Source organism: Mycobacteroides sp. H001, from assembly GCF_001440005.1.
Lineage (GTDB): Bacteria > Actinomycetota > Actinomycetes > Mycobacteriales > Mycobacteriaceae > Mycobacterium > Mycobacterium gwanakae.
This window is the reverse complement of sequence record NZ_LJYH01000016.1, coordinates 1-22,683: the sequence shown is the minus strand read 5'-3', so window position 1 is coordinate 22,683 and position 22,683 is coordinate 1. Positions and strand designations below refer to the sequence as shown.

Below are 22,683 nucleotides of genomic sequence, written 5' to 3'. Positions count from 1 at the left end.
GTGACTGCCGATGAGCCGCTTACGCGAAGAGGATTGGCGACCGCGCCACTGACGCCCGGTGCCGCTCCAGACTGGATGCGACCGCTGGTGGACAACGCCGCGGGTGTCAAGGACATCTACGGCCGTGGCGTGCACCCCGCGATCAAGGCGGTGCTGCGGGCGCGCAAGCTGCCCTCTTCCGGGCGCCCGGCGGCGGTGCTGGTGCTGGTGTCCGCCGACCAGGCGGTGACCGACCCCACCGAGGCGGATCTGTTGCTGACGGTGCGCGCATCGACCTTGCGTCAGCACAGCGGCCAGGTGTCCTTCCCTGGCGGTGCTACCGATCCCGGTGACGCAGGGCCGGTGGGAACCGCATTGCGTGAGGCGCAGGAGGAGACGGGGCTGGATCCGGTTCGCGTGCAGCCGCTGACGGTCATGGAGCCGCTGTTCATCCCGCCATCCGGCTTCCACGTCTCTCCGGTGCTTGCCTACTCGCCCGACCCGGGACAGGTTCTTGCCGTCGATCCGGGCGAGACCGCCGGGGTGTCACGGGTGAAGATCGGTGACCTGGTGGACCCGGCGAATCGAATCATGGTGACTAAGAAGACATTTGGTATTCGTTACAGTGGCCCGGCCTTCTTGTTGCCGGGGATGCTGGTGTGGGGCTTCACCGGGCAGATCATCTCGGCGATGTTGGAGGTGTCCGGCTGGGCACAGCCATGGGACACTCGTAACCTTCGTGATCTTGATGAGCTGCTGGCCGAGCACCTGGGAGGGTCGGTATGAATCTGAATCCATCACAGTGGCTCGATATCGGCGTCATCGCCGTCGCGTTCATTGCCGCGGTGTCCGGATGGCGTTCCGGCGCACTGGGTTCCTTGATGTCATTCGTCGGGGTGATCCTGGGCGCGGTAGCCGGCGTGATGCTGGCCCCGCATGTGGTGGGCAACCTGGACGGGGCACGTACCCGGTTGTTCGCCTCGCTGCTGCTCATCCTGGTGTTGGTGGTCATCGGCGAGGTGGCGGGCGTGGTGCTGGGCCGGGCCATGCGTGGTGCCATCAAGAATCGGGCGCTGCGCGCCGGCGATTCGGTGGTGGGAGTGGTGCTGCAGGTGGCCGCCGTGCTGGTGGCCGCATGGCTGCTGTCGATTCCGATGCAGAGCTCCAATCAGCCGAATATCTCTGCGGCAGCTCGTGAATCGAGGGTTCTCAGCCAGGTCGACAAGTACGCCCCGGACCAACTCCGCAAGGTACCCAACGACCTGTCCAAGCTGCTGGACACCTCGGGTGTGACCGGTGTGTTGCAGCCGTTCGGTAAGACCCCCATCGCGGCCGTCGACGCCCCGGATTCAACGTTGGTGGACGGTCCGGTGGTGCGGGGCGCCGAGCCGAGCGTTGTGAAGATCAAAGGCATTGCCCGCAGCTGCCAGAAGTCCCTTGAGGGAACCGGATTCGTCATCGCCCCGCACCGGGTGATGTCGAACGCGCACGTCGTGGCCGGTACGAACAGCGTCACCGTCGAGTCGGCCGGGCAGACGTTCGATGCCACCGTGGTGGCCTACGACCCCAACGCCGATATCTCGATCCTCGCGGTTCCGGATATGCCGGCCACGCCGCTGGTCTTCGCGCCCAAACCGGCCAAGACCGGGGACGACGCCATCGTGCTGGGCTACCCGGGTGGCGGGAACTACAAGGCGACACCGGCGCGGGTCCGGGAGATCATCGAGCTGAACGGCCCGGACATCTACCGGTCCACCACGGTCACACGCGAGGTGTACACCGTCAGAGGCTCGGTGCTACAGGGCAATTCGGGTGGTCCTTTGATCGACACGGAGGGGCGTGTGCTCGGTGTGGTCTTCGGGGCGGCGATCGATGATGACGACACCGGCTTCGCGCTGACCGCCAAGCAGGTCAAAGATCAGCTCGCCAAGGCCGAGCTCTCCGAGCCCGTCGCCACCGGCAGTTGCATCTCCGCGCCGGAGGCCAACAAGTCACCGCAGCCCGTCAGCGGACCGCAATCACCGGCGCCCAATAAAGCTCCCTAGGTGCTCGTTGACGGTGCCGGGGTCTTCCTCGTGGCCGTAATGTCCTACCCCGCGCAGCGCGACGAATTGGCCGTGGGGCGCGAAGGACAGTGATCGGTGCACCGGGTCGGCGAGCACATACGGATCGCTGTCGCCGCGCATGTGAAGTACCGGGACGGATAGTTCACGGTTCATTGACCTCATGAAACGCCAACCCTCGCTGCGCAACTGGCTACGCACCGCCCACCGCTGATACTCCAGCGCGCAATGGGCCACCCCGGGGATGGCGATCGCGGTGCGCAGCTGCTGGATGGTCTCGGCGAAATCGTCGGTGGTGGTCCAATGCTCGCCCGCCCGTAAGCGCACCAGACGTTCCAGCTCGGCACCTCGATGACGTGTCAGGGTGCGCTCGGGAAGGATGGGCAGCTGGTAGCGCATCAGGGACGGCAATAGCGCGCCTCCCTGCCCGGTTCTGCGGAATGTGGCGGTGCGCAGGGCGATCGGGTGCGGCGAGCTCACCACCGCGATGGCATCGACGAGGCGTGGATGCAGGTTCGCGGTGGCCCAGCAGACCAGTCCGCCCTCGGCATGCCCGACCAGCGTGGCCGACGTGTGTCCCAGGGCGCGGATCAGCCCGGCGGTATCCCCGGCCAGCGTCCATCCGTCGTATCCGCGTGGCGGTTTGTCGCTGCCCCCGTAGCCGCGGAGATCGACCGCCACCACGCGGGCATCTGTCAGCTCGCGAAGCTGATGCCGCCACGACCACCAGAAGGACCCGAACCCATGCAGCAGCAATACGAGTGGCCTGCTGGTGACGGCCACGGTTGGTGTGTGAGGAGCATCGGCTTCCACCACGTGGAACCGAATGCCGTTGGCGTGTACGTCAAAATGGCGCCACGGGCCGACGATGCGGACCACGGATGGGTCGGGGTGACGTGCCGTCTGGTCGAACAGCATGGATGCGTCGGTGTCGAGCCGACTTCAGTGGGCTACCAGCCCGACGGGTCTGCGGGCTTGGCCGACTTGGTCAGTGCGGGAGTCTCATCGTCGCGTGAGGTGAACACGGTCCGTGTTTCCTTGACGGAGGCGATGGTGTCGCGTGGTCCTCGGATTCGTCTGACCTGGAGGAAACCGATCAGTACCGCGAGGATGGCGACGAACACCATGGCGGCGAAGATGATCAGGTACGCCGCCCAGGCGGGCAGCCAGATCTTGAGGATCTCCGCGGCGAAAAAGAAGAAGAAGAACGTCGAGTAGAACAGGACGACGAGAGCCGCGATGAAGAAGATACTGCCCGCGACACCCTTCTTGACGTCCCGGACGACCTCGGCGCGGGCCAATTCCACCTCGGCACGCACCAGAGCGGAGACCTGAGTGGTGGCATCACGGACGAGATTGCCGATGGTGGGTTCTCCGGTGCCGGTCGCGTTCGGATCGGACAGTGGAATGGCGGCGACGGTGATCGGAACACCATTGCTGTCCGTGCGGTAGTTGCGGCTTCCAGGGCTGCTCACTGTGCTCCCTCCGTGTCCCTTGCGGGTCCGGTGTGATGTCGTGCGGCCTATGTTGCCACGTCGGTGGCACCGGGGCTGCGGCGCGTCTGGCCTGGGGCGTCGTTACCCAATCGATAGCACTGTGACAGAAGTGACCAGTGTGAATCTTGTTTAGAATGGTGTCAGGCATGGCCGACGGGGGAGAGATGCGGCCGGAATGAGAGAGGCTGCGCGACATGAGGTCATTTGGACGGCATATGCGGTACGGATTGCCGGTCCTGATCGCACTGTTTGGCCTCGTCGTGGGCACGATTCCGGCCGGCGCGGCTCCTGCCGCCGGAGCCGATGACAAGGTGCCCATGGGCGGCGGATCCGGGCTCATCATCAACGGTGACACCCTCTGCACGCTGACGACGATCGGCCACGACAACAAGGGCAATCTGGTGGGCTTCACCTCGGCTCACTGTGGTGGTGCCGGTTCGCAGGTGGCCTCCGAGGACTTTCCCAAGAAGGGTGTGGTGGGAAAGTTCGTCAACGGTAACGAGCAGTACGACTACGCCACCATCCAGTTCGATCCGGAAAAGGTGCAGCCGGTGTCCACCTACAAGGGGTTCGCCATCACCGGAATCGGACCGGATCCGCAGCCCGGCGACATCGCGTGCAAGCTGGGCCGCACCACCGGTAACTCGTGCGGCGTGACCTTTGGAGCCGGAGCCGAGCCCGGCACCTTCATCAATCAGGTCTGCGGGCAACCCGGGGACTCGGGTGCGCCGGTCACGGTGAACGGACAGCTGGTGGGGATGATCCACGGCGCCGCTACCAAGCTGCCGGTGTGCGTCATCAAGTACATCCCGCTGCACACGCCGACCACCACATACTCGATCAACACCGTGCTGGCCGATATCAACGCCAAGAACCGCACCGCCGGAGTGGGTTTCACCCCGGTCGGCTAGCTCGCGGCGCTACTTGCTGGCTCTGATCGCCTCGAAGACGCTCGGGTCTACCAGCGTCGAGGTGTCGCCCAGCTCGCGTCCCTCGGCCACATCACGCAGCAGCCGCCGCATGATCTTGCCGCTGCGGGTCTTGGGCAGCTCGGGTACCACGTGAATCTCGCGCGGCTTGGCGATGGGCGAGATCTCCTTGGAAACCTGAGCTTTCAGGTGTGAGACGAGCTCATCGCCCTCGACGGTGTGACTGGCCTTGAGAATCACGAATGCCACGATGGCCTGCCCCGTCGTCTCGTCGGAGGCGCCGACGACGGCGGCCTCGGCGACACCGTCATGTCCGACGAGCGCGGATTCCACTTCGGCAGTCGAGATTCGGTGGCCGGAGATGTTCATGACGTCGTCGATGCGCCCCAACACCCAGATGGCGCCGTCGCTGTCGTAGCGTGCGCCGTCTCCGGCGAAGTACCAGCCCTTCTCGGCATAACGGGACCAGTAGGTCTCCTTGAACCGCTCTGGGTCGCCCCAGATACCGCGCAGCATGGACGGCCACGGCTGATCGAGCACCAGGTATCCGGTGACCGGTTCATCGCCGCTGGCCGGTTCCAGCCGATTCCCGTCGTCATCAACAATTTTCGCGGAGATACCGGGTAGCGCGCGCATCGCCGAACCAGGCTTGGTGTCGGTGACGCCGGGCAGCGGGGAGATCATCGCCGAGCCGGTCTCCGTCTGCCACCAGGTGTCCACGATGGGGGTGCGGTTGCCGCCGATGACCTCGCGGTACCAGCGCCATGCCTCCGGGTTGATCGGCTCACCGACGCTGCCCAGCAGTCGCAGGCTGGACAGGTCGTGCGCGAACGGGATGTCGCGTCCCCACTTCATGAACGTACGCACCAGCGTGGGAGCGATGTAATAGATAGTGACACCGTACTTTTCGATGATCTCGAAATGCCGGTGCTCGTTCGGCGAAGTGGGTGTGCCCTCGTAGACCACCTGGGTGGCGCCGTTGGACAGTGGGCCGTAGACGATATAGGTGTGGCCGGTGACCCAGCCGATATCGGCTGTGCACCAGTACACGTCGGTCTCGGGCTTGAGGTCGAAGATGTTGAAGTGTGTGTACGAGGTCTGCGTCAGGAAGCCGCCCGAGGTGTGCACGATGCCCTTGGGCTTTCCGGTCGTTCCGGAGGTGTACAGCAGGAACAGCGGATGCTCGGAATCAAAGGATTCGGGCGTGTGGGTGGTATCGGCGTGAGCGACCGTCTCGTGCCACCACAGGTCGCGTTCCTGGGTCCAGTCGACGGGAATCTCGGTGCGGCGCACCACCAGAACATGTTCGACGGAACTCGGCTCGCCGCCCAGCGCTTCGTCCACAGCGGCCTTCAGTGGGGCCGCGGCGCCGCGGCGCCATTGGCCGTCGGAGGTGATGACCAGCTTGGCCTCGGCGTCGTCGATGCGCGCCCGCAGTGCCGCGGCGGAGAATCCCGCGAACACCACCGAATGCATCAGCCCCAGCCGCGCACACGCCAACATCGCCACGATCGCCTCGGGCAGCATGGGCATGTAGATGGCGACCCGGTCACCGGAAACCAGGCCGAGCTCGGTCAGATAGTTGGCCGCCTGGCTGACCTGAGCCAGCAGCTCGGCGTAGGTGATGGTGCGGGTGTCGCCGGGCTCGCCCTCCCAGTGGATGGCGACCCGATCACCATTGCCGGCCTCCACGTGCCGATCGACGCAGTTGTGGGCGACATTGAGCTTGCCGCCGACGAACCACTTCGCGAACGGTGCATCGGACCAGTCGAGTACGTCGCCGAAAGGCTCGCTCCAGTGCAGCCGGCCAGCCTGCTGTGCCCAGAACCCGAGCCGATCTTCCTCGGCCGCCTGATAGAGGTCGGCGGTCGCGTTCGCAGTCGCCACGAACTCCGGCGACGGCGGGTAGCGATCCGGCTCGGTGCTGATTTCAGTCATCTGATCTGGCCTTTCTGCCCTAGACAGGTCCGCCCGAAAGCCTAGTGGGCGGCCCCGGTTACCGAGAAGTAATTGAGGCCGTCGTTCAGATCCGGGCGTGGCGGTGTGTCGATGGAGAGACATCGGCGTGTTACCCGCCTATGGTTCGTCCTACCTATTTCAGCTACCGAAGGGCAGGGTGAGGATGCGGTTTCGCCGACTGGCCGTCGCGTTGCTCGTCGGCATTGCCGCACTCCTGCCCACCGGCTGTGGTGACCTGGTGACTCCGGCACCCCCGGGGTACTTCAGCATGTACATCACCGAACCCGAGCACACCCTGGTCCCGGGAAACACCACCGAGAATCAGGGTGGTCGGATCCTGCGCTCGCTATTTACCGCGCTGGTCGAGTTCAACAACGACACCGCGGAGGTGGAATACACCGGCGTGGCCGAATCGATCACCAGCCACGACAACGTCAATTGGACGATCAAGCTCAAGCCGGGATGGACGTTCCATAACGGCGAACCGGTGACCGCCCAGTCCTACGTGGATGCCTGGAACTACACCGCCTTGAGCACCAACGCCCAGGGCTCCTCGAGTTTCCTAGCCAATGTCGACGGGTTCGGTGATCTCCAGGGAGATCCGAAGAACAAGATCCCACCGCGGGCCACCCAGATGCGCGGACTGCACGTTGTGGATGACGTGACATTTACCGTCCGGCTCAACACCCCGTTCGCCATCTACCCGATGACCTTGGGATACACCGCTTTCCTGCCGCTGCCCAAGGCCTTTTATCGGGATCCGGCCAAGTTCGGCGTGCACCCCATCGGCAATGGCCCCTTCAAGGCCGACGGCGACTGGGTGCGTGGCATCGGGTTCACGCTGAGCCGTTACGACCAGTACGCCGGTCCGAAGAAGGCCAAGTCCAAGGGCTTGATCTGGCGGGTCTACACCGAGGGCCTGACCGCGTACACCGATATGCAGGCCGGTGCGCTCGACATTCAGCTCGATCTGCCCGACTCCGCCTACGAGAACGCCCGGGCCGAATTCGGGTCAGCCTTCCTGGAGCGGCCCCGCCCGGACATCACCTCGCTGGGGTTCCCGATGTACGACCCGCGGTACAAGGATGTACGTGTGCGCCAGGCGATTTCGATGGCCATCGACCGTGAGGCGATCACCCAGGTAATTTTCTCCGGCACCCGCACTCCTGCCACGTCGTACGCGTCGGCGGTGGTCTATGGGTACCGCAAGGGGGCGTGCGGAAAGCTGTGCGAGCTGCACGTCGATGAGGCCAACAAACTGCTCGATGACGCTCATTTCGACAGGAGCAAGCCCATTGAGCTGTGGTACAGCTCATCGAGCACCGGAGCGCTGTCGTGGGTGCAGGCCATCGGAAACCAGCTGCAGTCCAACCTGAAAGTGCCCTACATCCTCAAGAGCCTGCCGTGGTCGCAGTTCCTGCCGTTGCAGGACAGCAAGGGTATGACGGGGCCGTTCCGTTCCGGCTGGGTGATGGACTACCCGTCGATCTACAACTTCCTGGAGTCGTTGTACGGCACGGTGGCGCTGCCACCGGCGGGTTCCAATTACGTGTTCTACAGCAATCCGGCGTTCGACGAACTGCTGCGGCAGGGCAACAACCAGCCGACCGTGGAGCTGGCCACCAAGGCGTATCAGAAGGCAGAAGACCTGTTGTTCAAGGACCTTCCGGCCGCGCCGCTGTTCTATGAGGTCAATCAGGCGGTGCATTCCAAGCGGGTGAGCAACGTCAAGATCAGCATCCAGGACTGCATCGAGTACGCCGATGTGGAGGTCGTGCAGTGACCGCCAAACTTATTGAAATCCAGCGGCTTTGGCAGAACGCGGGCTTGTTTCGTTATGTGGTGAAACGGCTGCTGCTGGCCATTCCGGTGCTCATAGGCACGTCGCTGCTCATCTACTCCCTGGTGTATGCGCTACCGGGTGATCCCATTCGGGCGTTGGCGGGCGACCGTCCGTTCACCCCCGAGGTCATGGCTCAACTACGGGAGCGCTTTCATCTCAATGATCCGTTCCTGGTGCGCTACGGCAAGTACATCGTGGGCTTCCTGCATGGTGACTTCGGTACAGATTTCCAGGAACGCCCTGTCGCACAAACTGTTTCACAACGCCTGCCGGTGACGTTGAGGCTCACGGTGGTGGCCGTGGCATTCGAGACGATCATCGGCATCACGGCCGGAGTGCTGTGTGCGGTGCGCCGGGGATCGTTCTACGACAACCTTGTTCTTGTCACCACTACGCTGCTGGTCTCTATGCCCGTGTTCGTGCTGGGCTTCCTGGCGCAGTACCTGTTCGGCTTCAAGCTCGGCTGGTTCCCGATCGCCGGAATCCGGGACGGCTGGTACAGCTTCCTGCTGCCGGGGCTGGTGCTGGCCTCGTTGTCCATGGCCTATGTGGCTCGGCTCACCCGAACCTCGATGTTGGAGACCATGGATGCCGACTTTGTCCGGACCGCCCGTGCCAAGGGCATCTCCGAATCACGCATTCTGTTGCGGCACACCCTGCGTAACAGCCTGATTCCCGTCGTCACATTCATCGGCGCCGACGTCGGTGCGCTGCTGGCGGGCGCGGTCGTCACCGAGTCGGTGTTCAACATCCCTGGGTTGGGGAGGGCGACATTCGATGCGGTGCGCAACCAGGAGGGCGCCGTCGTGGTGAGCATCCTGACACTGATCGTCTTCTTCTATATCTTCTTCAATCTCGTCGTCGACATCCTGTACGCGCTGCTGGATCCGAGGATTCGCTATGAGTGACCCCATACATGCCCCCGGCCCGGTCTCGGGCCCTGATGCCGCCGCCGAATCGTTGGTGGAGCAGGCGGATCTTTGGGGAAACGCCTGGAAGTATCTGCGGCGCAGTGGCTTCTTCATCACCGGGTCGATCCTGCTGACGATTCTGGTCCTGATGGCGTTGGTCCCGCAGTTGTTCACCTTCGGAAAGGACCCCCGGGCCTGCGACCTCTATCAGGCGCGCAAGGGGATCAGCGCGGCGCACTGGCTGGGTACGGACCTACAAGGATGCGACTATTACGCCAACGTGGTCTATGGGGCGCGAGTGTCGCTGACGATCGGCCTGATCGCGATGGTGGGTGTGCTGATCATCGGTGTGCTCGTCGGGGCGCTGGCGGGATACTTCGGAGGTTTCGCCGACTCCACGCTGTCCCGGTTGACCGATGTCTTCTACGGTATCCCAACGATTTTGGGTGGCATGATCCTGCTGTCCGTCGTCGGTCATCGGACGGTGTGGAGCGTCGCGGGCGCGCTGATCGTGTTCGGCTGGATGACCTCGATGCGACTGGTGCGATCCAGTGTGATGACCATCAAACAGAGCGACTACGTTCAGGCCGCCATCGCGCTGGGAGCGCCGACGTGGCGAATCCTACTGCGGCACATACTTCCCAATGCGCTGGCGCCCGTGCTGGTGTACGCCACCATCGCGGTGGGCAGCTTCATCGCGGCGGAGGCCACGCTGACCTATATGGGCATCGGGCTGGAGCTGCCCGAGATTTCGTGGGGACTTCAGATCAACGATGGACAGTCCCGGTTCGCCACCACGCCGAGGCTGGTCATCGTTCCGGCCTTGTTCCTCTCGGCCGCCGTGCTCGGCTTCATCATGGTTGGTGACGCCCTCCGTGATGCTCTCGATCCGCGGAGGAGGTAGGCGGTGTCCGCAGATGCCGTGGTTGAGATCGAGGACCTCTCGGTCGACTTCGAGGTAGACAAACAGTGGGTGCCGGCGGTCAAGGGTGTCTCGCTGACGGTCGCCAAGGGCGAGGTGCTCGCCATCGTCGGTGAATCCGGCTCGGGGAAATCGACCACTGCCATGGCCATTCCGGCATTGTTGCCGTCCACCGCGCGGGTGGCGGGCAGCATCAAGCTCAACGGTGCCGAGCTGCTGGGGGCCACCAATGACGAACTGCGTGAGGTCCGCGGCAAGGATGTCGCCGTCATCTTCCAGGAGCCGATGACGGCGCTGAACCCGGTCTACACCATCGGTTGGCAGATTGCCGAGGCGGTACGTGCGCACAAGAAGATCACGCGCAGGCAGGCGCGTGAGCGCGCCATCGAGTTGCTGGAGCTGGTGGACATGCCCGAGCCCCAGCAGCGGGTCAAGCATTACCCCCATCAGCTTTCCGGAGGGCAGCGTCAGCGCGCGATGATCGCGCAGGCACTGGCCCTGGACCCGGGGCTACTCATCGCCGATGAGCCCACCACTGCGCTGGATGTGACCGTGCAGGCCGAAATCCTTGATCTCATGCGTGATCTACGGCATCGGATCGAGGCCGGCATTATCCTGATCACCCACGATATGGGTGTCGTCGCCGACATGGCCGATCGCATCATGGTGATGAAGGACGGTGAGGTTGTCGAGGAGGGTGATGCCGACAGCATCTTCCACCGGGCGCAGCAGCCATACACGCAGCAGCTGCTGGCATCGGTACCGCATCTGGGTGCGACATTGGGCGACGCCGACGAATCATCTTTACCGGTAACCGATCTGGCGCTGAGCGTGGAACATGCCGTCATCGAGTACCCAGGAAAGGGCGGCAACTTCCGGGCCATCGACGACGTGTCCTTCTCGATCGGCAGAGGGGAGGTGGTGGGCCTCGTCGGCGAGTCGGGTTCCGGGAAATCCACCATCGGGCGCGCCGCGGTGGGTCTACTCAAGGTGGCTTCGGGCACTATCTGTGTTGCCGGGCAGGATATTTCGACTGCCAACCGTAAGCAGCTGCGTGATATCCGGAGCAAGGTGGGGGTGGTGTTCCAGGATCCGGGATCGTCGCTGAATCCGCGATGGCCCATCGGCCAGTCGATCGCCGAGCCGTTGACCCTGCACACCGATATGGACCGCTCCCAGCGGGAAAGCAGAGTCAAGACGTTGTTGGAGCAGGTGCAGCTGCCCCCGAACATGCGAAACCGGTTCCCCCACCAGCTTTCCGGAGGCCAGCGGCAGCGGGTGGGCATCGCGCGGGCGCTGGCGCTGGAGCCGACCCTGCTGATCGCCGACGAGCCAACCTCGGCGCTGGATGTCTCGGTGCAGGCCCGGGTGCTCGAACTCTTTGCCGAGCTGCAACGTGAGCACGGGTTCGCGTGCTTGTTCATCAGCCACGACCTGGCGGTTGTCGAATTGGTGGCAAGCCGCATCGCGGTGCTCAACCACGGTCGTCTTGCCGAATTCGGTTCTGACAAACAGGTATTGACCGCGCCCACCGATGACTACACCAAACGGCTGCTGGCGGCTGTTCCGGTACCCGACCCTGAGCAGCAGCGAATCCGGCGCGAGGAGCGCAAGGCCCTGCGGTGAGTCTCGTATGCGGCGAGTCATTCAGTACCGTTAGTGGACCATGACTGATCCACTCGCGCCGCTGGCCGCCCTGCCGGGAGTATCCGACGCTGCCGAATCCGCCCGTGATGCGTTGAGCAAGGTGCACCGTCATCGCGCCAATCTGCGGGGATGGCCGGTGACCGCGGCCGAGGCTGCGGTGCGGGCGGCCAGGTCTTCGTCGGCGCTGGATGGCGGCACGATGAAGCTGAGCGCCGATGGTGCGGTGGAGGACCCGATACTGGCCGGCGCGCTGCGGGTTGGTCAGGCGCTCGATGGGGACGCGCTCACTCAGTTGACCGCGGTGTGGTCGCGTGCTCCACTGCAGGCATTGGCGCGTCTTCATGTGTTGGCGGCCACTGGCATGGCAGACGAGGACACTCTGGGACGCCCGCGCCCCGGCGTCGACACCGATCGGCTGGAGTTGTTGGCGCAACTTGCATCGGGTGGAACATCGGTGTCCGCGCCGATTCTCGCGGCGATCACGCACGGGGAACTGTTGGCACTGAATCCCTTTGGTTCTGCCGATGGTGTGGTCGCCCGCGCGGCGTCCCGATTGGTGACGGTCTCACGCGGGCTGGATCCGCACGCGCTCGGTGTCCCCGAGGTGATGTGGATGCGGCAGTCCGGCAGATACCGTGAGCTTTCTTCCGCGTTCGCCGCAGGTACACCCGAAGCCATCGCTGCCTGGATCATCTTCTGCTGTCAGGCATTAACGGCGGGTGCGGCAGAGGCGACATCGATCGCTGATAGCGCTAAGCGCTGACCGAGACTGGCCTGAACATTAAAAACGGGCGACGGTCCGAATGAATCGGCCCGCCGCCCGTTAGCACGGATCCTCCGGTTACCAAGCGTGCAATGTGGGTTGTGTGGGTGGCCTCGGCGCTTTCACGACGCTTCCAACTCGGACTTCACCCAAGAAGTCTGATGAATTGTCTCTGTTCGCGATTACGCAGGCCCACAACGCTTCTGCCCTTGTCGCGGCGTGCTCCGCGTGGGTGCCGTGGTCCGTGCTGGGAATCCTAGGTCGGGAGATCGATCCTTCTCTTCCGGGTCGACCTTGGCCTTGCCAGGCTTCCGTACCTACTTTCTACACTGAGACGACGGTCACATCAAGGGGTAATTCGTTTGGTCACTGCATTGTTACGTGCGTGCCGAAAGTGACATGTGTCTAGTACTACGGCCGTAGCTTGCGAATCAGCGAATAGGTAAGTGCGCCAGCGGCGATCGCGCTCAGCCCCACGGCCGCCGTGGTGGCGGCCGCCGCGCCGGAGGGAACGGGTATCCGGTCGCCCAGCGACACGGGCCGTGAGAACGTCAGCACCGGCCATCCGCGTGCCATGGATTCCTTGCGTAGCGCCCGGTCCGGGTTGACGGCTGTCGGGTGACCGACAGACTCCAACATGGGCAGGTCGGTGATCGAATCGGAGTAGGCGTAGCAGTGCTCCAGTGGGTAGCCCTCGCGCTTGGCGAGTTCCTGGATCGCGGCCACCTTGCCTTCCCCGTAGCAGTAGAAGGCGACATCTCCGGTGTACTTACCTTCTTCCACCACCATGCGCGTGGCCATGGCGTGGGTGGCGCCGAGTGCGCGCGCTATGGGGGCCACGATCTCTTCGCCGGACGCCGAGACCACCACAACATCACGGCCGCAGAGTTTGTGATCGGCGATCAGATCGGCCGCCTCGGCGAACACCAACGGATCGACGATGTCGTGAAGTGTCTCGGCCACGATCGCCTTCACCTGTTCGACATCCCACCCCGTACACATGTTGGTGATGTGTGTGCGCATGCGATCCATCTGGTCGTGATCGGCACCCGACAGCAAGAAGAAGAACTGCGCATAACTCGATTTCAAGACGGCGCGTCTATTTATTAGGCCCTGGTCGAAGAACGGCTTGCTGAAGGCGAGGGTGCTCGACTTTGCGATCACGGTCTTATCCAGATCGAAGAAGGCCGCCGTTCTGGGGGCTTGGCCGGCGTCCGTGGGCTCACTGATGGCCGCGGCATCCCGGTCTTCGACAGACGGAGAGGATCCGGGTGCCGTTGCGTGGTCGGTCACAGCTCGAGGATAGATCTCACGGACTACATCGTCGGGTCCATCAGTAAAGTCCCAGTTCAGCCGGGGTAGTCTGGTAACGCGGCTACGCCAGAAGAAGGGTTGCCTTTCTTTGGCTTTTTTCAGCCGATTGGTCTTGCCACCCTCACCTGGTTCGTGTGTATAGTGGGGTTACTCGGCTATGCCGAGTGTGTCTCAGCCCGACCCCCCGGGGCTGAAGCACGACGACCCTCGCCTCCTCCCCCCCCTGGCGAGGGTCGTCCTCTTTTCTGGGGACGTTTATCACCGATTTTTGCGGCTCATCCCGGATCTATCCACAGATTCGTATCCATCCCCAATCTCGATGAGGCCCCTGGCGTTCACGTCGCGCAACCTTGATGGTGGAGCGCGTGGAGGCAAATGCGGGGGAGCCGATCGTCGTGGCAGTCGGCGATGGACGGCTTGGCAACGACATCGAGCGGATCGTCGCCGCGACTGGCAGGCCACTGATCACCGCTACCGATGCCGGTTCGATCGGCAGGCAGGCCTGGACCCGCGCGAGTGCGGTGCTGCTCGATGGAGCCGACCCGTCGTTGGAAGCTGTGATCAGACTGCCTCGTCGTGCGCGGGTGTTACTCATCTCTGGGGACGAGCCGACAAGTGAGATGTGGCGCAGAGCGGTCGCGGTGGGTGCCGAGCAGGTGCTCACCTTGCCCGAGGACGAAGTCAGGCTCATCGAGGCATGTGCGGCGATGCCGGTCAGCGCCTCGGCGGGTCGCGCCCCGGTGATTGCGGTGGTGGGAGGACGCGGTGGCGCCGGTGCGTCGGTGCTGTGTGCGGCGATTGGTCTCTGCGCGCCGGGCGGTGCGCTCATCGTCGATGCCGATCCGTACGGAGGCGGAATCGACCTACTGCTCGGATGGGAGGACGTCGAGGGCCTGCGCTGGCCGGACATCGATATGCGCAGTGGTCGAGTGGGTTTCGAAGCTCTTCGACGTGCGCTGCCGCATCGGCGCGGGCTTGTCGTGGTGTCGGGCGACAGAACGGGTGGCGGAGGCAACACGGAGGCGATCGGTGGGGTCATCGATAGTGCACGCGACGCCGGCGTGCCGGTGATGGTCGACCTTCCGCGGCGTCTCGGTGCGACAAGTGTGGCCGCACTGGAGCGCGCGGATCTGGTGGTCGTGGTGACACCTGCCGAGGTGCGAGCCTGCGCGGCCGCTGCGCTTGTGACCAGCGCGATACAGCTCATCAATCCGAACGTTGGCGTTGTGGTGCGAGGTCCGGCTCCGAGCGGGTTGCGGGCGGCCGAGGTGGCCGAAATCGTGGGGGCCCCAATGATCGCCGCGATGCGGCCGGAACCGAATCTCGGCAATCGCCTCGACAACGGCGGTCTGCGATTATCGCGCCGCTCACCGTTGACGGGTGCCGCGCACGCCGTGCTGGCGCTGGTCTCGCGGGAGGGCAAGGTGGCGGCGGCATGACCGGATCGCTGATCGATCGCGTTCGGGAACGGCTCGCGACCGAGAACGCGACGCTGCGTCCTACGGCGGTAGCGGCGGTGATACGCGCTGAATCCGGTGGCGTACTGGGTGATAGCGATGTGCTGCATAACATAAAGGAGCTCCAAAGTGAGCTGGCCGGTGCGGGCATCCTCGAGCCACTGTTAGGCGCGGACGGAGTCACAGATGTCTTGGTCACCGCGCCGGATCGGGTCTGGGTGGATGACGGTCAAGGATTGCGGCTCACAGCAGTGCGATTCGCCGACGAGGCCGCCGTGCGGCGACTCGCGCAGCGGCTGGCTCTCGCGGTGGGGCGACGTCTCGATGACGCGCAACCGTTTGTCGACGGTCAGCTGACTGGGATCGGCCCACCGCGTTCAGTGGTACGCCTTCATGCTGTGCTGGCGCCGATCGCGGTGGGCGGAACATGTGTCTCGCTGCGCGTATTACGCCCGACTGCTAAGGGTTTGGATCAGCTGATCGCTGATGGCACCGTCGCTGAAGACGCTGGAGTCTTGCTTCGCGGGATGCTGGCGGCCCGGCTGGCGTTCCTCGTAACGGGGGGAACTGGCGCGGGTAAGACGACGCTGCTATCGGCCCTGCTCGGAGCCGTCCATCCATCGGAACGCATCATCTGCGCCGAGGACGCCGCCGAGCTCGCGCCGCGTCATCCGCATGTGGTCACATTGGCTGCACGCACCGTCAACGTCGAGGGGGTGGGAGAGGTCACCCTCCGCCAGTTGGTGCGGCAGGCGTTACGGATGCGACCCGATCGCATCGTGGTGGGAGAGGTGCGGGGCGCCGAGGTGGTTGAGCTACTGACCGCGCTGAACACCGGTCACGATGGAGGTGCGGGAACTGTCCACGCAAACGCCCCGGCAGAGGTCCCGGCAAGACTGGAAGCGCTCGGGGCGTTAGGTGGGCTCGATCGTGCCGCGCTCCACTCGCAGTTCGCCGCGGCAGCCTTATCTGTAGGTACATGTTGGGTGTACTCGACTGTCCTCGACGGTTGCTGGTGGCCTGTTTGATTTCGTGAGCTACAGGGTTATCTGTAGTGCTGTACTTGATGAGCTGTGTGTCTCATCGCATCTACGTGAGCGTCTCGTTGACTTGCTCACGGTCTCAGGGTGTTTGGCGATGAAGTCGTCCGTTGGATTGAGCAAGGGCGGAAGCGCTCAAACTTTAGATAGATGCGTCTCTGAGCGGGCATGCGTAGTGATGTTCTGCTGGGCAGTGCGCTACAACGATTCGCGATCATGATGCCGTGAAGTCTGATAGAACTCTGCCAAGATGCTGTCGATCAGTGTGGCTGGTCGACAGGTTGGCGCATGGAAATGTCGGGGGTGTTACGCGTAATGCATGCTCTCCCAATGAAGATGAGGAAGAAGCATGGCACGTAAAAAGCCTTCAGCTACGGCGACAACCCTGTACCGGCTCACCGATGTGACTGACCTGCGCAGCGCTATCCGTCAGAAGTACCTCAACGACCGCGAGAATTTCACGGAGATTGCCTGCTCGGTGGCTGACCGTGAAGCTCTGCTGGTACATGGGCATATGAAAACCGAACGTGCCCGGTGGGCCGATCGTCTCGGCACGTTGATCGGTCAGTCGTTGACTGCTTCCAATCAGAACGCCGCGGCGGTGCTGTTGATCAAGGGCAAGGAATCATCAACTGGCGACACTGGCGATCCCGCAGCTGTAGAGACCGATGCAGATGGTGAGACGGATACCCAGGACGCCTCCGATGGGCACATCACGGTGTGGGCAGTGGCCTACGGGATGGGGTTTCACCTGTTGGATCAAGCCTATGTCGATCCGGGTTTCGGGCAGCGCATCGCGATACGTACCGCGCACGCCGATAGCTTGAATTCGTTGACCAGCAAGACAATGGACAGTCGCGCCAAAGTGGACCGATCCTCAATTCCGTCGGGTTCACAGCTCAGCGGCTTTGGTCTCGGTGATTTCGGCGAGTTGGTCACCCGTGTGGTCGCCACCGCGCAAATCGAGGGTTTAACCGTCGACAAACCCTTCAAGGTGCGCGGCGCTGATGCACTGAATCTGCCATTGGCCCACAGTCCCAGCGCTCTTCTCGAAGACCTTGTCTTGATTGAGCAGACGCTGAAAAAGGCTCCGCTGAAAGAACTTCAGATTCTGGAGCAACTTGTGGCCCTGAAGAAGGACAACCCGACCGCTGCCAAGCTCGACAGACTCTTGGCTGCCGCGCTCCTAGATGCCGGCAGTGTTCAGGTCGGGATCGCCTGGCCGTATGAGGGTGTCAATGAGAACGGCACCCCCGCCTCGTTCCGCATGAAAGGGCACGGGGTAAAGACGACAAACGACGGCGTCCCCTCCGTTGAGGTGATCCGGCAAGTAATCGATTCCAAGAACGTTCTGGGATCGCTGACCGACATCAAGGTCCAACTGTTCAGCGATCCCGATGGGCAAAGTCCTATCAGCTCAGATATTCCGCTGCGCAAGTGGATAGCGTTCGAAGATGTCGTGGATAACCGCCGATACTTCCTGCACGATGGCCTGTGGTACCTGATGGATGACAACTATGCTGCACAACTCCAGACCCGGGTGCGTGAAATATTCAGTGGTACATGGGAATCGGCTTTGCCGCCATGGAACCAGCAGGGCGACAACATGATATCGGAGGAGCAGTACAACATTGACGCCGCCAAACATCTCGGCGGATGGGTACTTGACCGGCAACTGATCACCACGACCCAGAATCGGCGTGGGTTTGAAACATGTGACATTCTGGCACCCGACGGCGCCTTGATCCATGTGAAGAAAGCTAACGCCTCAGCGCCGCTGAGTCATCTATTCGCCCAAGGCCATAACTCAGCTCACTCTCTGCTGCACGACAACGAAGCCCGCACCAAGTTCCGCGCACTTGTGAGGAAAAACGGTGGCGACCCCGAGCTGGTCAAGCGCAAACCCGCGGCGGTGGTGTTCGCCATCGCACGGTCAGCCACCGGCAAAGACGCGTTCGATCCCGACAGCCTGTACAGCTTCAGTCAAGTCACACTGGTAAGGACCGTCGATGACCTCAATGCGGCAGGCATCAAGGTCTATGTCGTACCGATCGACAACGACGCTGGCGTCAACTAGCGCGGGTGTAGCGCCGCTCAGTGCGCCGCATCAGATGGCGGCGGCGCGGACGGATGGATCAACACCGACAGCGCCATGTCGTAGCCGTGCATCATGGTGCGCAGCTTCTTGTAGGTCTGCATGCGGGTATGTGCCTGCTGCGCGAATGCCTGCGCTTGCTGCGCGGCGGCCTCGGCTTCACCGATTACCGCATCCATCGCCGCGTCGGCGGCGGCTTTGACCGATATCAACGCATCGAGTACGTCAGCCAGTCGTGGCTGACCGGCCGGGCCATCGGAGCTGCCGTCACCAGATGATGCTCGTCCACCGCGGTCGAAGCTGTCCTCTGTTGGAGGGCGTACGGCGAAGTTTCGCCGCCGCAGATATGCATCGACCACATCGCGATGTGAGCGCTTGTTGGATTTTGTACCGAGGCTGGGAAACACCTCGAACGCGAGGCCACCTTCTTGCTGCCGTTCCCATTTGTCCCACCAGCTGCGGACGGTGTTCGGTTGTCGCCGGCCCCCTGTGCGGGCCGCGATGGCGTTGGCATCGAGCCACTCGGGACCAGGGGCGGCGGTCTCGGGCACCATGAGTCAACGATAAAGTGAATGCGCCAATTTGGGCTATGGTGGGACAAAATATGGCTGTTGGGATATTGATTCGTTATATATTGGCGCAAAATCCCGTAATATGTGCCATGTGGTGGCGCGATTCGATAGTTCAGTGCGCTGTGAGCGGGTCGTTGGCGCAATGGGTAGCCTGCTTGACGGAGAACCGTCGATCTATGTTCCTGACGGCGCCCGCATCACCGGGGGGCGCGGCGATGCGTTTGTGCGTATCGACTGGGCCGAACACGACCGCCGTCAGCGCACCGGGCTCAAGGCAATTACCCAGCTGTGGCACTTGGACATGCTGATGAACCTGCCCTTGGATGAGCCGGTCGCAGCCGACACCCTCACCAGCGACGAGCAGTGGTGCCTAGATCGCGTACCTGCCGGAGCGGTTGAACGCGACGGTCGATGGGCCATCCGTCGGTGCAAACCCGTCACCACGATCGCCGCCGTTGTGCTCTGGGGTTCACACCTGCACAAGCTGCTCAAGGGCGTTGCACCTTTTGCGCGGGTGGCTCAGCGGATGCTCGTGCTCGATCACGTGCCTGAACAGTTCGATCAGATCGCCTGGGAGGCCCGCTACCAGGGCACCGGGGTGTGGGCGGCCACTGATACCGAAGCGATCGAGCTGATCGCGCCCGAGCCCGTCCGGCCGCGCTACTACACGCCGGCGCGGTGGAAAGCCAATGAATACGCTTACCGCGCTTGGCTCACGATGCAAAAACAACCGGAGCGCGCCAGCCAGGGTTATCCCGCTTGACCAGGGCCACCAGTGTGGGATCGATGATGACCGCGGCGCGTGAGTGGTTGAGCTCGTGATAGCGATCGGCGGCTTCGACGCGTTCTCGGCTGAGCCAATCCAAGCGCTTGTCGACATGAACTTGCAGTAGCTCCTGGCACCACGCCGCCGCCCCGTGCACGTTGTGCTCATGGATTTCGTTGTGGGCCTGGGGATGTGGCACATACTTGTGTGGCTGCTTGCCGCAGATACGGCACGAAGAGGGCACCGAGTCGAAGTACCAGTCGCCGTAGGTCAGCGGATTGCGGTAGGTCAGCAAGTCCAGATGAAAACGGCCCGGGACACCGCCGCGGGCGAAGCCGGTGTTCTCGTCCCCAGGCGCTGCGGGCCAGCGCATCCCCGAACGGATGCCGATTCCAGCCATCGCGGCTCCCGCACACAGTGCATCGGTGGCAATCAGCGCATCCACACCTAACAACCACGCTCCTGGATGCTCGCGCAGGACCCTCTGCAAGCCGGTGACTCGATTGCTCTTAGCAAGAGCCTCCCGGTCGCCGGCGAACACAAACCCCAACGGCATATGCGCCAACGGCTCCAGCTCGGTGAGGAACTGTGAGACCACCGACGCATTGAGCATGCGCGCATGTGTCGGAATCAATCCGACCACACGGTCAGAGGGCTCTGTCTGAAGCAACCTTCGACGCAGTGCCCGTAGGGTGCCCCAGTCCTCGGCGGCCACGAACCGCGAAGGGGTGAACACCGCATCAGCTCCTGAACTGTCCAGATAGTTCGGCGCCCAGGAACTCAGATCAATGTGCCCTGATCGGGCGCTGGGCCGATCCAGAAGCCCCGAGGCGGGAAGCTCCAGCGGTCGGCGAGCGGTGCCCTGCTTGTGGCGCCAGTGCCCGGGGTCGACCACAACCGTGACCCGCCGCTGCTCTGCGAGGGTTTGACGGATGTGCCGGGCCTCTGATCGGTCACGGATGATGACAGCGATGTTGCTGCGCGCTGCGGCCTGCAGAGCTACCGGCAGCATGTCACGGTCGGTATAGACCGCTACCCGCGTCCCGAATGGATCGGGATCCACCGTATTGACAACATCCACAGCTTCCACTATCGCAAATGAGTCCGACACCATGCGGTCGCCAAACTCTGAGAATTGTTTGGCAAATTCACTTGTCTTGCCTCAGCGCCGCGAGACCGCAGATGAACCCGGGCCCGTTCAGCCATCCGGAATTTGATTAATGAACCTGCATCAATCATTCGTCCTAACGGGCCGGGGATGCCTGCGGATGTCGCGGTCTGCGCTGCGGCCGGCGGTCAGCTCAATTCTGAGCGGTAGATCCGTTCATGGGCGCCAGGGCCATCCCGAAATTGTGATGAGAGTTCCAGGCCGCATTGCTTTCGCAGAACGGCTGCCGGGTGCAGATTGCGCCCAGCGGTGCCCTTCCTCGGCATCGCGGCCGCAATGGCATTCGTATACCTTCACACCCAGGCCACACGGCGTCGGGGCCGGGCTCACAGCGCACGGGATGCACAGTGCGTAAACATCTTTGGTGCGCCACTAGTTGGGCACGATGTCGTTGACCCATTGGGCACGTTGTTCCCGGGTGGATATCCAGTGGGCTGCGATCTTCTCGCCAACGGCTCGCTGAAGGTTGCGTAGATCGTTGTGGGAACGCGCTTGGCGCGCATCGTTCTTTTCGTGGTGCACCCGGTATTGCTCACGCTCCTCGGCTGTTGCATGCAAATAGCAGTGAGCCCCGAACATTCCCGAACCTAGGTAGATCGCCGAATTGGTACAGTCCTCGCCGGTCGTCTTGACCATCGCCGAGCACCTGGGGCGTTGTCCGGCAACGGTTTGAGTGCGATCGGGTCTGGGCAGCTGGTACAGATGACGCTCCAACCGGTCGCACAGCGCCGGAACCGGCAGCACCTTGGTGGCGCCACGGCGTACCGCGGCGTTGTGCCGGGCGAAGATTGCCTTAGGGCGCGATAACCCGTTGCCCCATCGTTCATCGAGCTCGGCGCCCTGATGCACGATGCTGGCCGCCTGGTAAGCCTCCAAGGTGCCGCGGTGCGCGGCCAGGATGTCGTTGGCCAGGTCGGCGAAATTGAGGTCAGCCTGCTCCGGCAAGGTCTGCAGCACCAGAAGGCATTCGAGCATCTTCATACGCAGCTCATCAATGACATCTAGGGCCAGTGCGGACACGGTCTCGTCAGGGTCAAAGTCGGGATCAGTTTCGAACACGAAGCAGCAATGTACTACTAGTAGGGCAGACTTTTGGTACGGACGCGCAATAACTGAGGTGCGTGCCTACCCGACCCAGCCAGAACGACCCTGCGCGTGTGGCGCGTTGGGAACAGACCCGAGCCAACGTCGGCCGCAGGATTCGTGAATACAGATTGCGCAAGGGGTTGACCCAAGAAGGGCTAGCTTTGCAATCAGGGGTGACGCGCAATGTGTTGATCGACGTCGAACACGGTCGAAGGGGCCTGCTCTATGAGCGCCTGTTCGACATCGCCGACGCGCTGGGAATCGCCGTCGGTGATCTCGTCGAAGATTGACCGTTGCTCGGCCGCGTGAACTAGTGCGGCGATGAACGCCAACAACTGACTTGACAGCTGAGATTGTCGGTGGGATCTCACGTTTGGGCGATCAAGCCTGCACCGCCCCTGATCCACCCAGGCGCCCACGAGAGTGCTGCCTGATCAAACGGAACTCTCCGAAGCGTTGGGTTCGCCGATGCAGGCCAGGTATGGCGGTAGACCCGGCGGAGTGCAGGTGCTGCCGAACGGGTATGGCCGACACGTCTCCGGTGGAGTGCATCAAGGTCCATGCAGCGGCCGTGCGGACGCACCTCTGATGCCGGTGACCTGCTGACCACCGTGCTGATGTTCTCCGGCACAGGCAGCAGCCGACCTGTGCCCGTGCAGCGTGCCCTAGCCCG

General features: G+C 63.1%; 20 protein-coding genes and 1 pseudogene. 14 read left to right on the top strand and 7 right to left on the bottom strand.

Annotated features, from left to right (window positions below; all coding sequences use genetic code 11):
• Complete coding sequence (locus AOT83_RS00710) at positions 1-765, top strand: CoA pyrophosphatase (RefSeq protein WP_030095899.1); 765 nt, start codon at positions 1-3, stop codon at positions 763-765.
• Positions 762-2,024 carry an acid resistance serine protease MarP gene (gene marP / locus AOT83_RS00705; RefSeq protein WP_030095898.1) on the top strand — a complete coding sequence of 421 codons (1,263 nt, stop codon included), beginning with the start codon at positions 762-764 and terminating at the stop codon, positions 2,022-2,024. Before AOT83_RS00710 ends, marP begins: the two co-directional genes overlap by 4 nt.
• Here marP and AOT83_RS00700 read toward each other — a convergent pair.
• Complete coding sequence (locus AOT83_RS00700; RefSeq protein ID WP_057966437.1) at positions 1,998-2,960, bottom strand: alpha/beta hydrolase; 963 nt, start codon at positions 2,958-2,960, stop codon at positions 1,998-2,000. The genes marP and AOT83_RS00700 overlap by 27 nt on opposite strands.
• Before the next feature lie 32 nt (positions 2,961-2,992).
• Positions 2,993-3,517: a phage holin family protein gene (locus AOT83_RS00695; RefSeq protein ID WP_030095896.1), complete on the bottom strand. Its 525-nt coding sequence runs from the start codon at positions 3,515-3,517 to the stop codon at positions 2,993-2,995.
• Positions 3,518-3,753: 236 nt separating this feature from the next.
• Here AOT83_RS00695 and AOT83_RS00690 point away from each other — a divergent pair, with 236 nt between their 5' ends.
• Positions 3,754-4,449, top strand: a complete 696-nt coding sequence (locus tag AOT83_RS00690) for a hypothetical protein (RefSeq protein ID WP_030095895.1) — start codon at positions 3,754-3,756, stop codon at positions 4,447-4,449.
• Between the two features lie 9 nt (positions 4,450-4,458).
• Here AOT83_RS00690 and acs read toward each other — a convergent pair whose 3' ends face one another.
• Positions 4,459-6,405 carry an acetate--CoA ligase gene (acs, locus tag AOT83_RS00685; RefSeq protein ID WP_057966438.1) on the bottom strand — a complete coding sequence of 649 codons (1,947 nt, stop codon included), beginning with the start codon at positions 6,403-6,405 and terminating at the stop codon, positions 4,459-4,461.
• Positions 6,406-6,589: 184 nt separating this feature from the next.
• Here acs and AOT83_RS00680 point away from each other — a divergent pair, with 184 nt between their 5' ends.
• Genes AOT83_RS00680 through AOT83_RS00660 form a run of 5 tightly spaced genes read left to right on the top strand, consistent with a single transcriptional unit; the run spans position 6,590 to position 12,512 of the window.
• Positions 6,590-8,209: an ABC transporter substrate-binding protein gene (locus AOT83_RS00680; protein ID WP_057966439.1), complete on the top strand. Its 1,620-nt coding sequence runs from the start codon at positions 6,590-6,592 to the stop codon at positions 8,207-8,209.
• 44 nt (positions 8,210-8,253) lie between these two features.
• Positions 8,254-9,177 carry an ABC transporter permease gene (locus AOT83_RS00675; protein WP_064410120.1) on the top strand — a complete coding sequence of 308 codons (924 nt, stop codon included), beginning with the start codon at positions 8,254-8,256 and terminating at the stop codon, positions 9,175-9,177.
• Positions 9,170-10,084: an ABC transporter permease gene (locus AOT83_RS00670; protein ID WP_046252334.1), complete on the top strand. Its 915-nt coding sequence runs from the start codon at positions 9,170-9,172 to the stop codon at positions 10,082-10,084. The genes AOT83_RS00675 and AOT83_RS00670 overlap by 8 nt, the downstream gene beginning before the upstream one ends.
• 18 nt (positions 10,085-10,102) lie before the next feature.
• Positions 10,103-11,728, top strand: coding sequence for an ABC transporter ATP-binding protein (locus AOT83_RS00665; protein WP_057966444.1), 1,626 nt, complete (start codon positions 10,103-10,105; stop codon positions 11,726-11,728).
• A gap of 40 nt (positions 11,729-11,768) precedes the next feature.
• Positions 11,769-12,512 carry a hypothetical protein gene (locus tag AOT83_RS00660; protein WP_057966441.1) on the top strand — a complete coding sequence of 248 codons (744 nt, stop codon included), beginning with the start codon at positions 11,769-11,771 and terminating at the stop codon, positions 12,510-12,512.
• Between the two features lie 411 nt (positions 12,513-12,923).
• Here the strand turns inward: AOT83_RS00660 and AOT83_RS00655 are convergent, their stop codons facing one another.
• Positions 12,924-13,805 carry an HAD-IB family hydrolase gene (locus tag AOT83_RS00655; RefSeq protein WP_030095888.1) on the bottom strand — a complete coding sequence of 294 codons (882 nt, stop codon included), beginning with the start codon at positions 13,803-13,805 and terminating at the stop codon, positions 12,924-12,926.
• Between the two features lie 386 nt (positions 13,806-14,191).
• On the opposite strand from AOT83_RS00655, the gene ssd reads away from it, so the two are divergent.
• From ssd to AOT83_RS00640, 3 genes are all read left to right on the top strand, one after another.
• The gene (gene ssd / locus AOT83_RS00650) at positions 14,192-15,265 is read left to right on the top strand and encodes a septum site-determining protein Ssd (protein WP_057966445.1); all 1,074 of its coding nucleotides are present in this window, start codon (positions 14,192-14,194) and stop codon (positions 15,263-15,265) included.
• Positions 15,262-16,311: a TadA family conjugal transfer-associated ATPase gene (locus AOT83_RS00645; RefSeq protein WP_057966442.1), complete on the top strand. Its 1,050-nt coding sequence runs from the start codon at positions 15,262-15,264 to the stop codon at positions 16,309-16,311. Before ssd ends, AOT83_RS00645 begins: the two co-directional genes overlap by 4 nt.
• 361 nt (positions 16,312-16,672) lie before the next feature.
• Positions 16,673-18,400, top strand: coding sequence for a DUF6119 family protein (locus tag AOT83_RS00640; RefSeq protein ID WP_057964905.1), 1,728 nt, complete (start codon positions 16,673-16,675; stop codon positions 18,398-18,400).
• Between the two features lie 17 nt (positions 18,401-18,417).
• Here AOT83_RS00640 and AOT83_RS00635 read toward each other — a convergent pair whose 3' ends face one another.
• Entirely contained in the window at positions 18,418-18,972 is a 555-nt protein-coding gene (locus AOT83_RS00635) for a hypothetical protein (RefSeq protein ID WP_057964906.1), read from the bottom strand.
• Between the two features lie 160 nt (positions 18,973-19,132).
• Between AOT83_RS00635 and AOT83_RS00630 the strand changes: the two genes are divergently transcribed.
• Complete coding sequence (locus tag AOT83_RS00630; RefSeq protein WP_057964907.1) at positions 19,133-19,753, top strand: hypothetical protein; 621 nt, start codon at positions 19,133-19,135, stop codon at positions 19,751-19,753.
• On the opposite strand, the gene AOT83_RS00625 is transcribed toward AOT83_RS00630, so the two are convergent.
• Both AOT83_RS00625 and AOT83_RS00620 read right to left on the bottom strand, forming a co-directional pair.
• Positions 19,704-20,837: a hypothetical protein gene (locus tag AOT83_RS00625; RefSeq protein ID WP_057979819.1), complete on the bottom strand. Its 1,134-nt coding sequence runs from the start codon at positions 20,835-20,837 to the stop codon at positions 19,704-19,706. The genes AOT83_RS00630 and AOT83_RS00625 overlap by 50 nt on opposite strands.
• A 459-nt stretch (positions 20,838-21,296) precedes the next feature.
• Positions 21,297-21,983 carry a hypothetical protein gene (locus AOT83_RS00620; protein WP_057964909.1) on the bottom strand — a complete coding sequence of 229 codons (687 nt, stop codon included), beginning with the start codon at positions 21,981-21,983 and terminating at the stop codon, positions 21,297-21,299.
• Positions 21,984-22,045: 62 nt separating this feature from the next.
• Here AOT83_RS00620 and AOT83_RS00615 point away from each other — a divergent pair, with 62 nt between their 5' ends.
• Positions 22,046-22,300, top strand: coding sequence for a helix-turn-helix transcriptional regulator (locus tag AOT83_RS00615; protein WP_057964910.1), 255 nt, complete (start codon positions 22,046-22,048; stop codon positions 22,298-22,300).
• 133 nt (positions 22,301-22,433) lie between these two features.
• A pseudogene (locus tag AOT83_RS28395) lies at positions 22,434-22,683 on the top strand (hypothetical protein); the annotation flags it as partial.

Bases quoted from the DNA above. Each gene is read 5' to 3' on its own strand.
- marP (WP_030095898.1), top strand. From the start codon at position 762: ATGAATCTGAATCCATCACAGTGGCTCGATATCGGCGTCATCGCCGTC.
- AOT83_RS00700 (WP_057966437.1), bottom strand. From the start codon at position 2,960: ATGCTGTTCGACCAGACGGCACGTCACCCCGACCCATCCGTGGTCCGC.
- AOT83_RS00690 (WP_030095895.1), top strand. From the start codon at position 3,754: ATGCGGTACGGATTGCCGGTCCTGATCGCACTGTTTGGCCTCGTCGTG.
- acs (WP_057966438.1), bottom strand. From the start codon at position 6,405: ATGACTGAAATCAGCACCGAGCCGGATCGCTACCCGCCGTCGCCGGAG.
- AOT83_RS00680 (WP_057966439.1), top strand. From the start codon at position 6,590: ATGCGGTTTCGCCGACTGGCCGTCGCGTTGCTCGTCGGCATTGCCGCA.
- AOT83_RS00670 (WP_046252334.1), top strand. From the start codon at position 9,170: ATGAGTGACCCCATACATGCCCCCGGCCCGGTCTCGGGCCCTGATGCC.
- AOT83_RS00660 (WP_057966441.1), top strand. From the start codon at position 11,769: ATGACTGATCCACTCGCGCCGCTGGCCGCCCTGCCGGGAGTATCCGAC.
- AOT83_RS00645 (WP_057966442.1), top strand. From the start codon at position 15,262: ATGACCGGATCGCTGATCGATCGCGTTCGGGAACGGCTCGCGACCGAG.
- AOT83_RS00640 (WP_057964905.1), top strand. From the start codon at position 16,673: ATGGCACGTAAAAAGCCTTCAGCTACGGCGACAACCCTGTACCGGCTC.
- AOT83_RS00635 (WP_057964906.1), bottom strand. From the start codon at position 18,972: ATGGTGCCCGAGACCGCCGCCCCTGGTCCCGAGTGGCTCGATGCCAAC.
- AOT83_RS00630 (WP_057964907.1), top strand. From the start codon at position 19,133: ATGGGTAGCCTGCTTGACGGAGAACCGTCGATCTATGTTCCTGACGGC.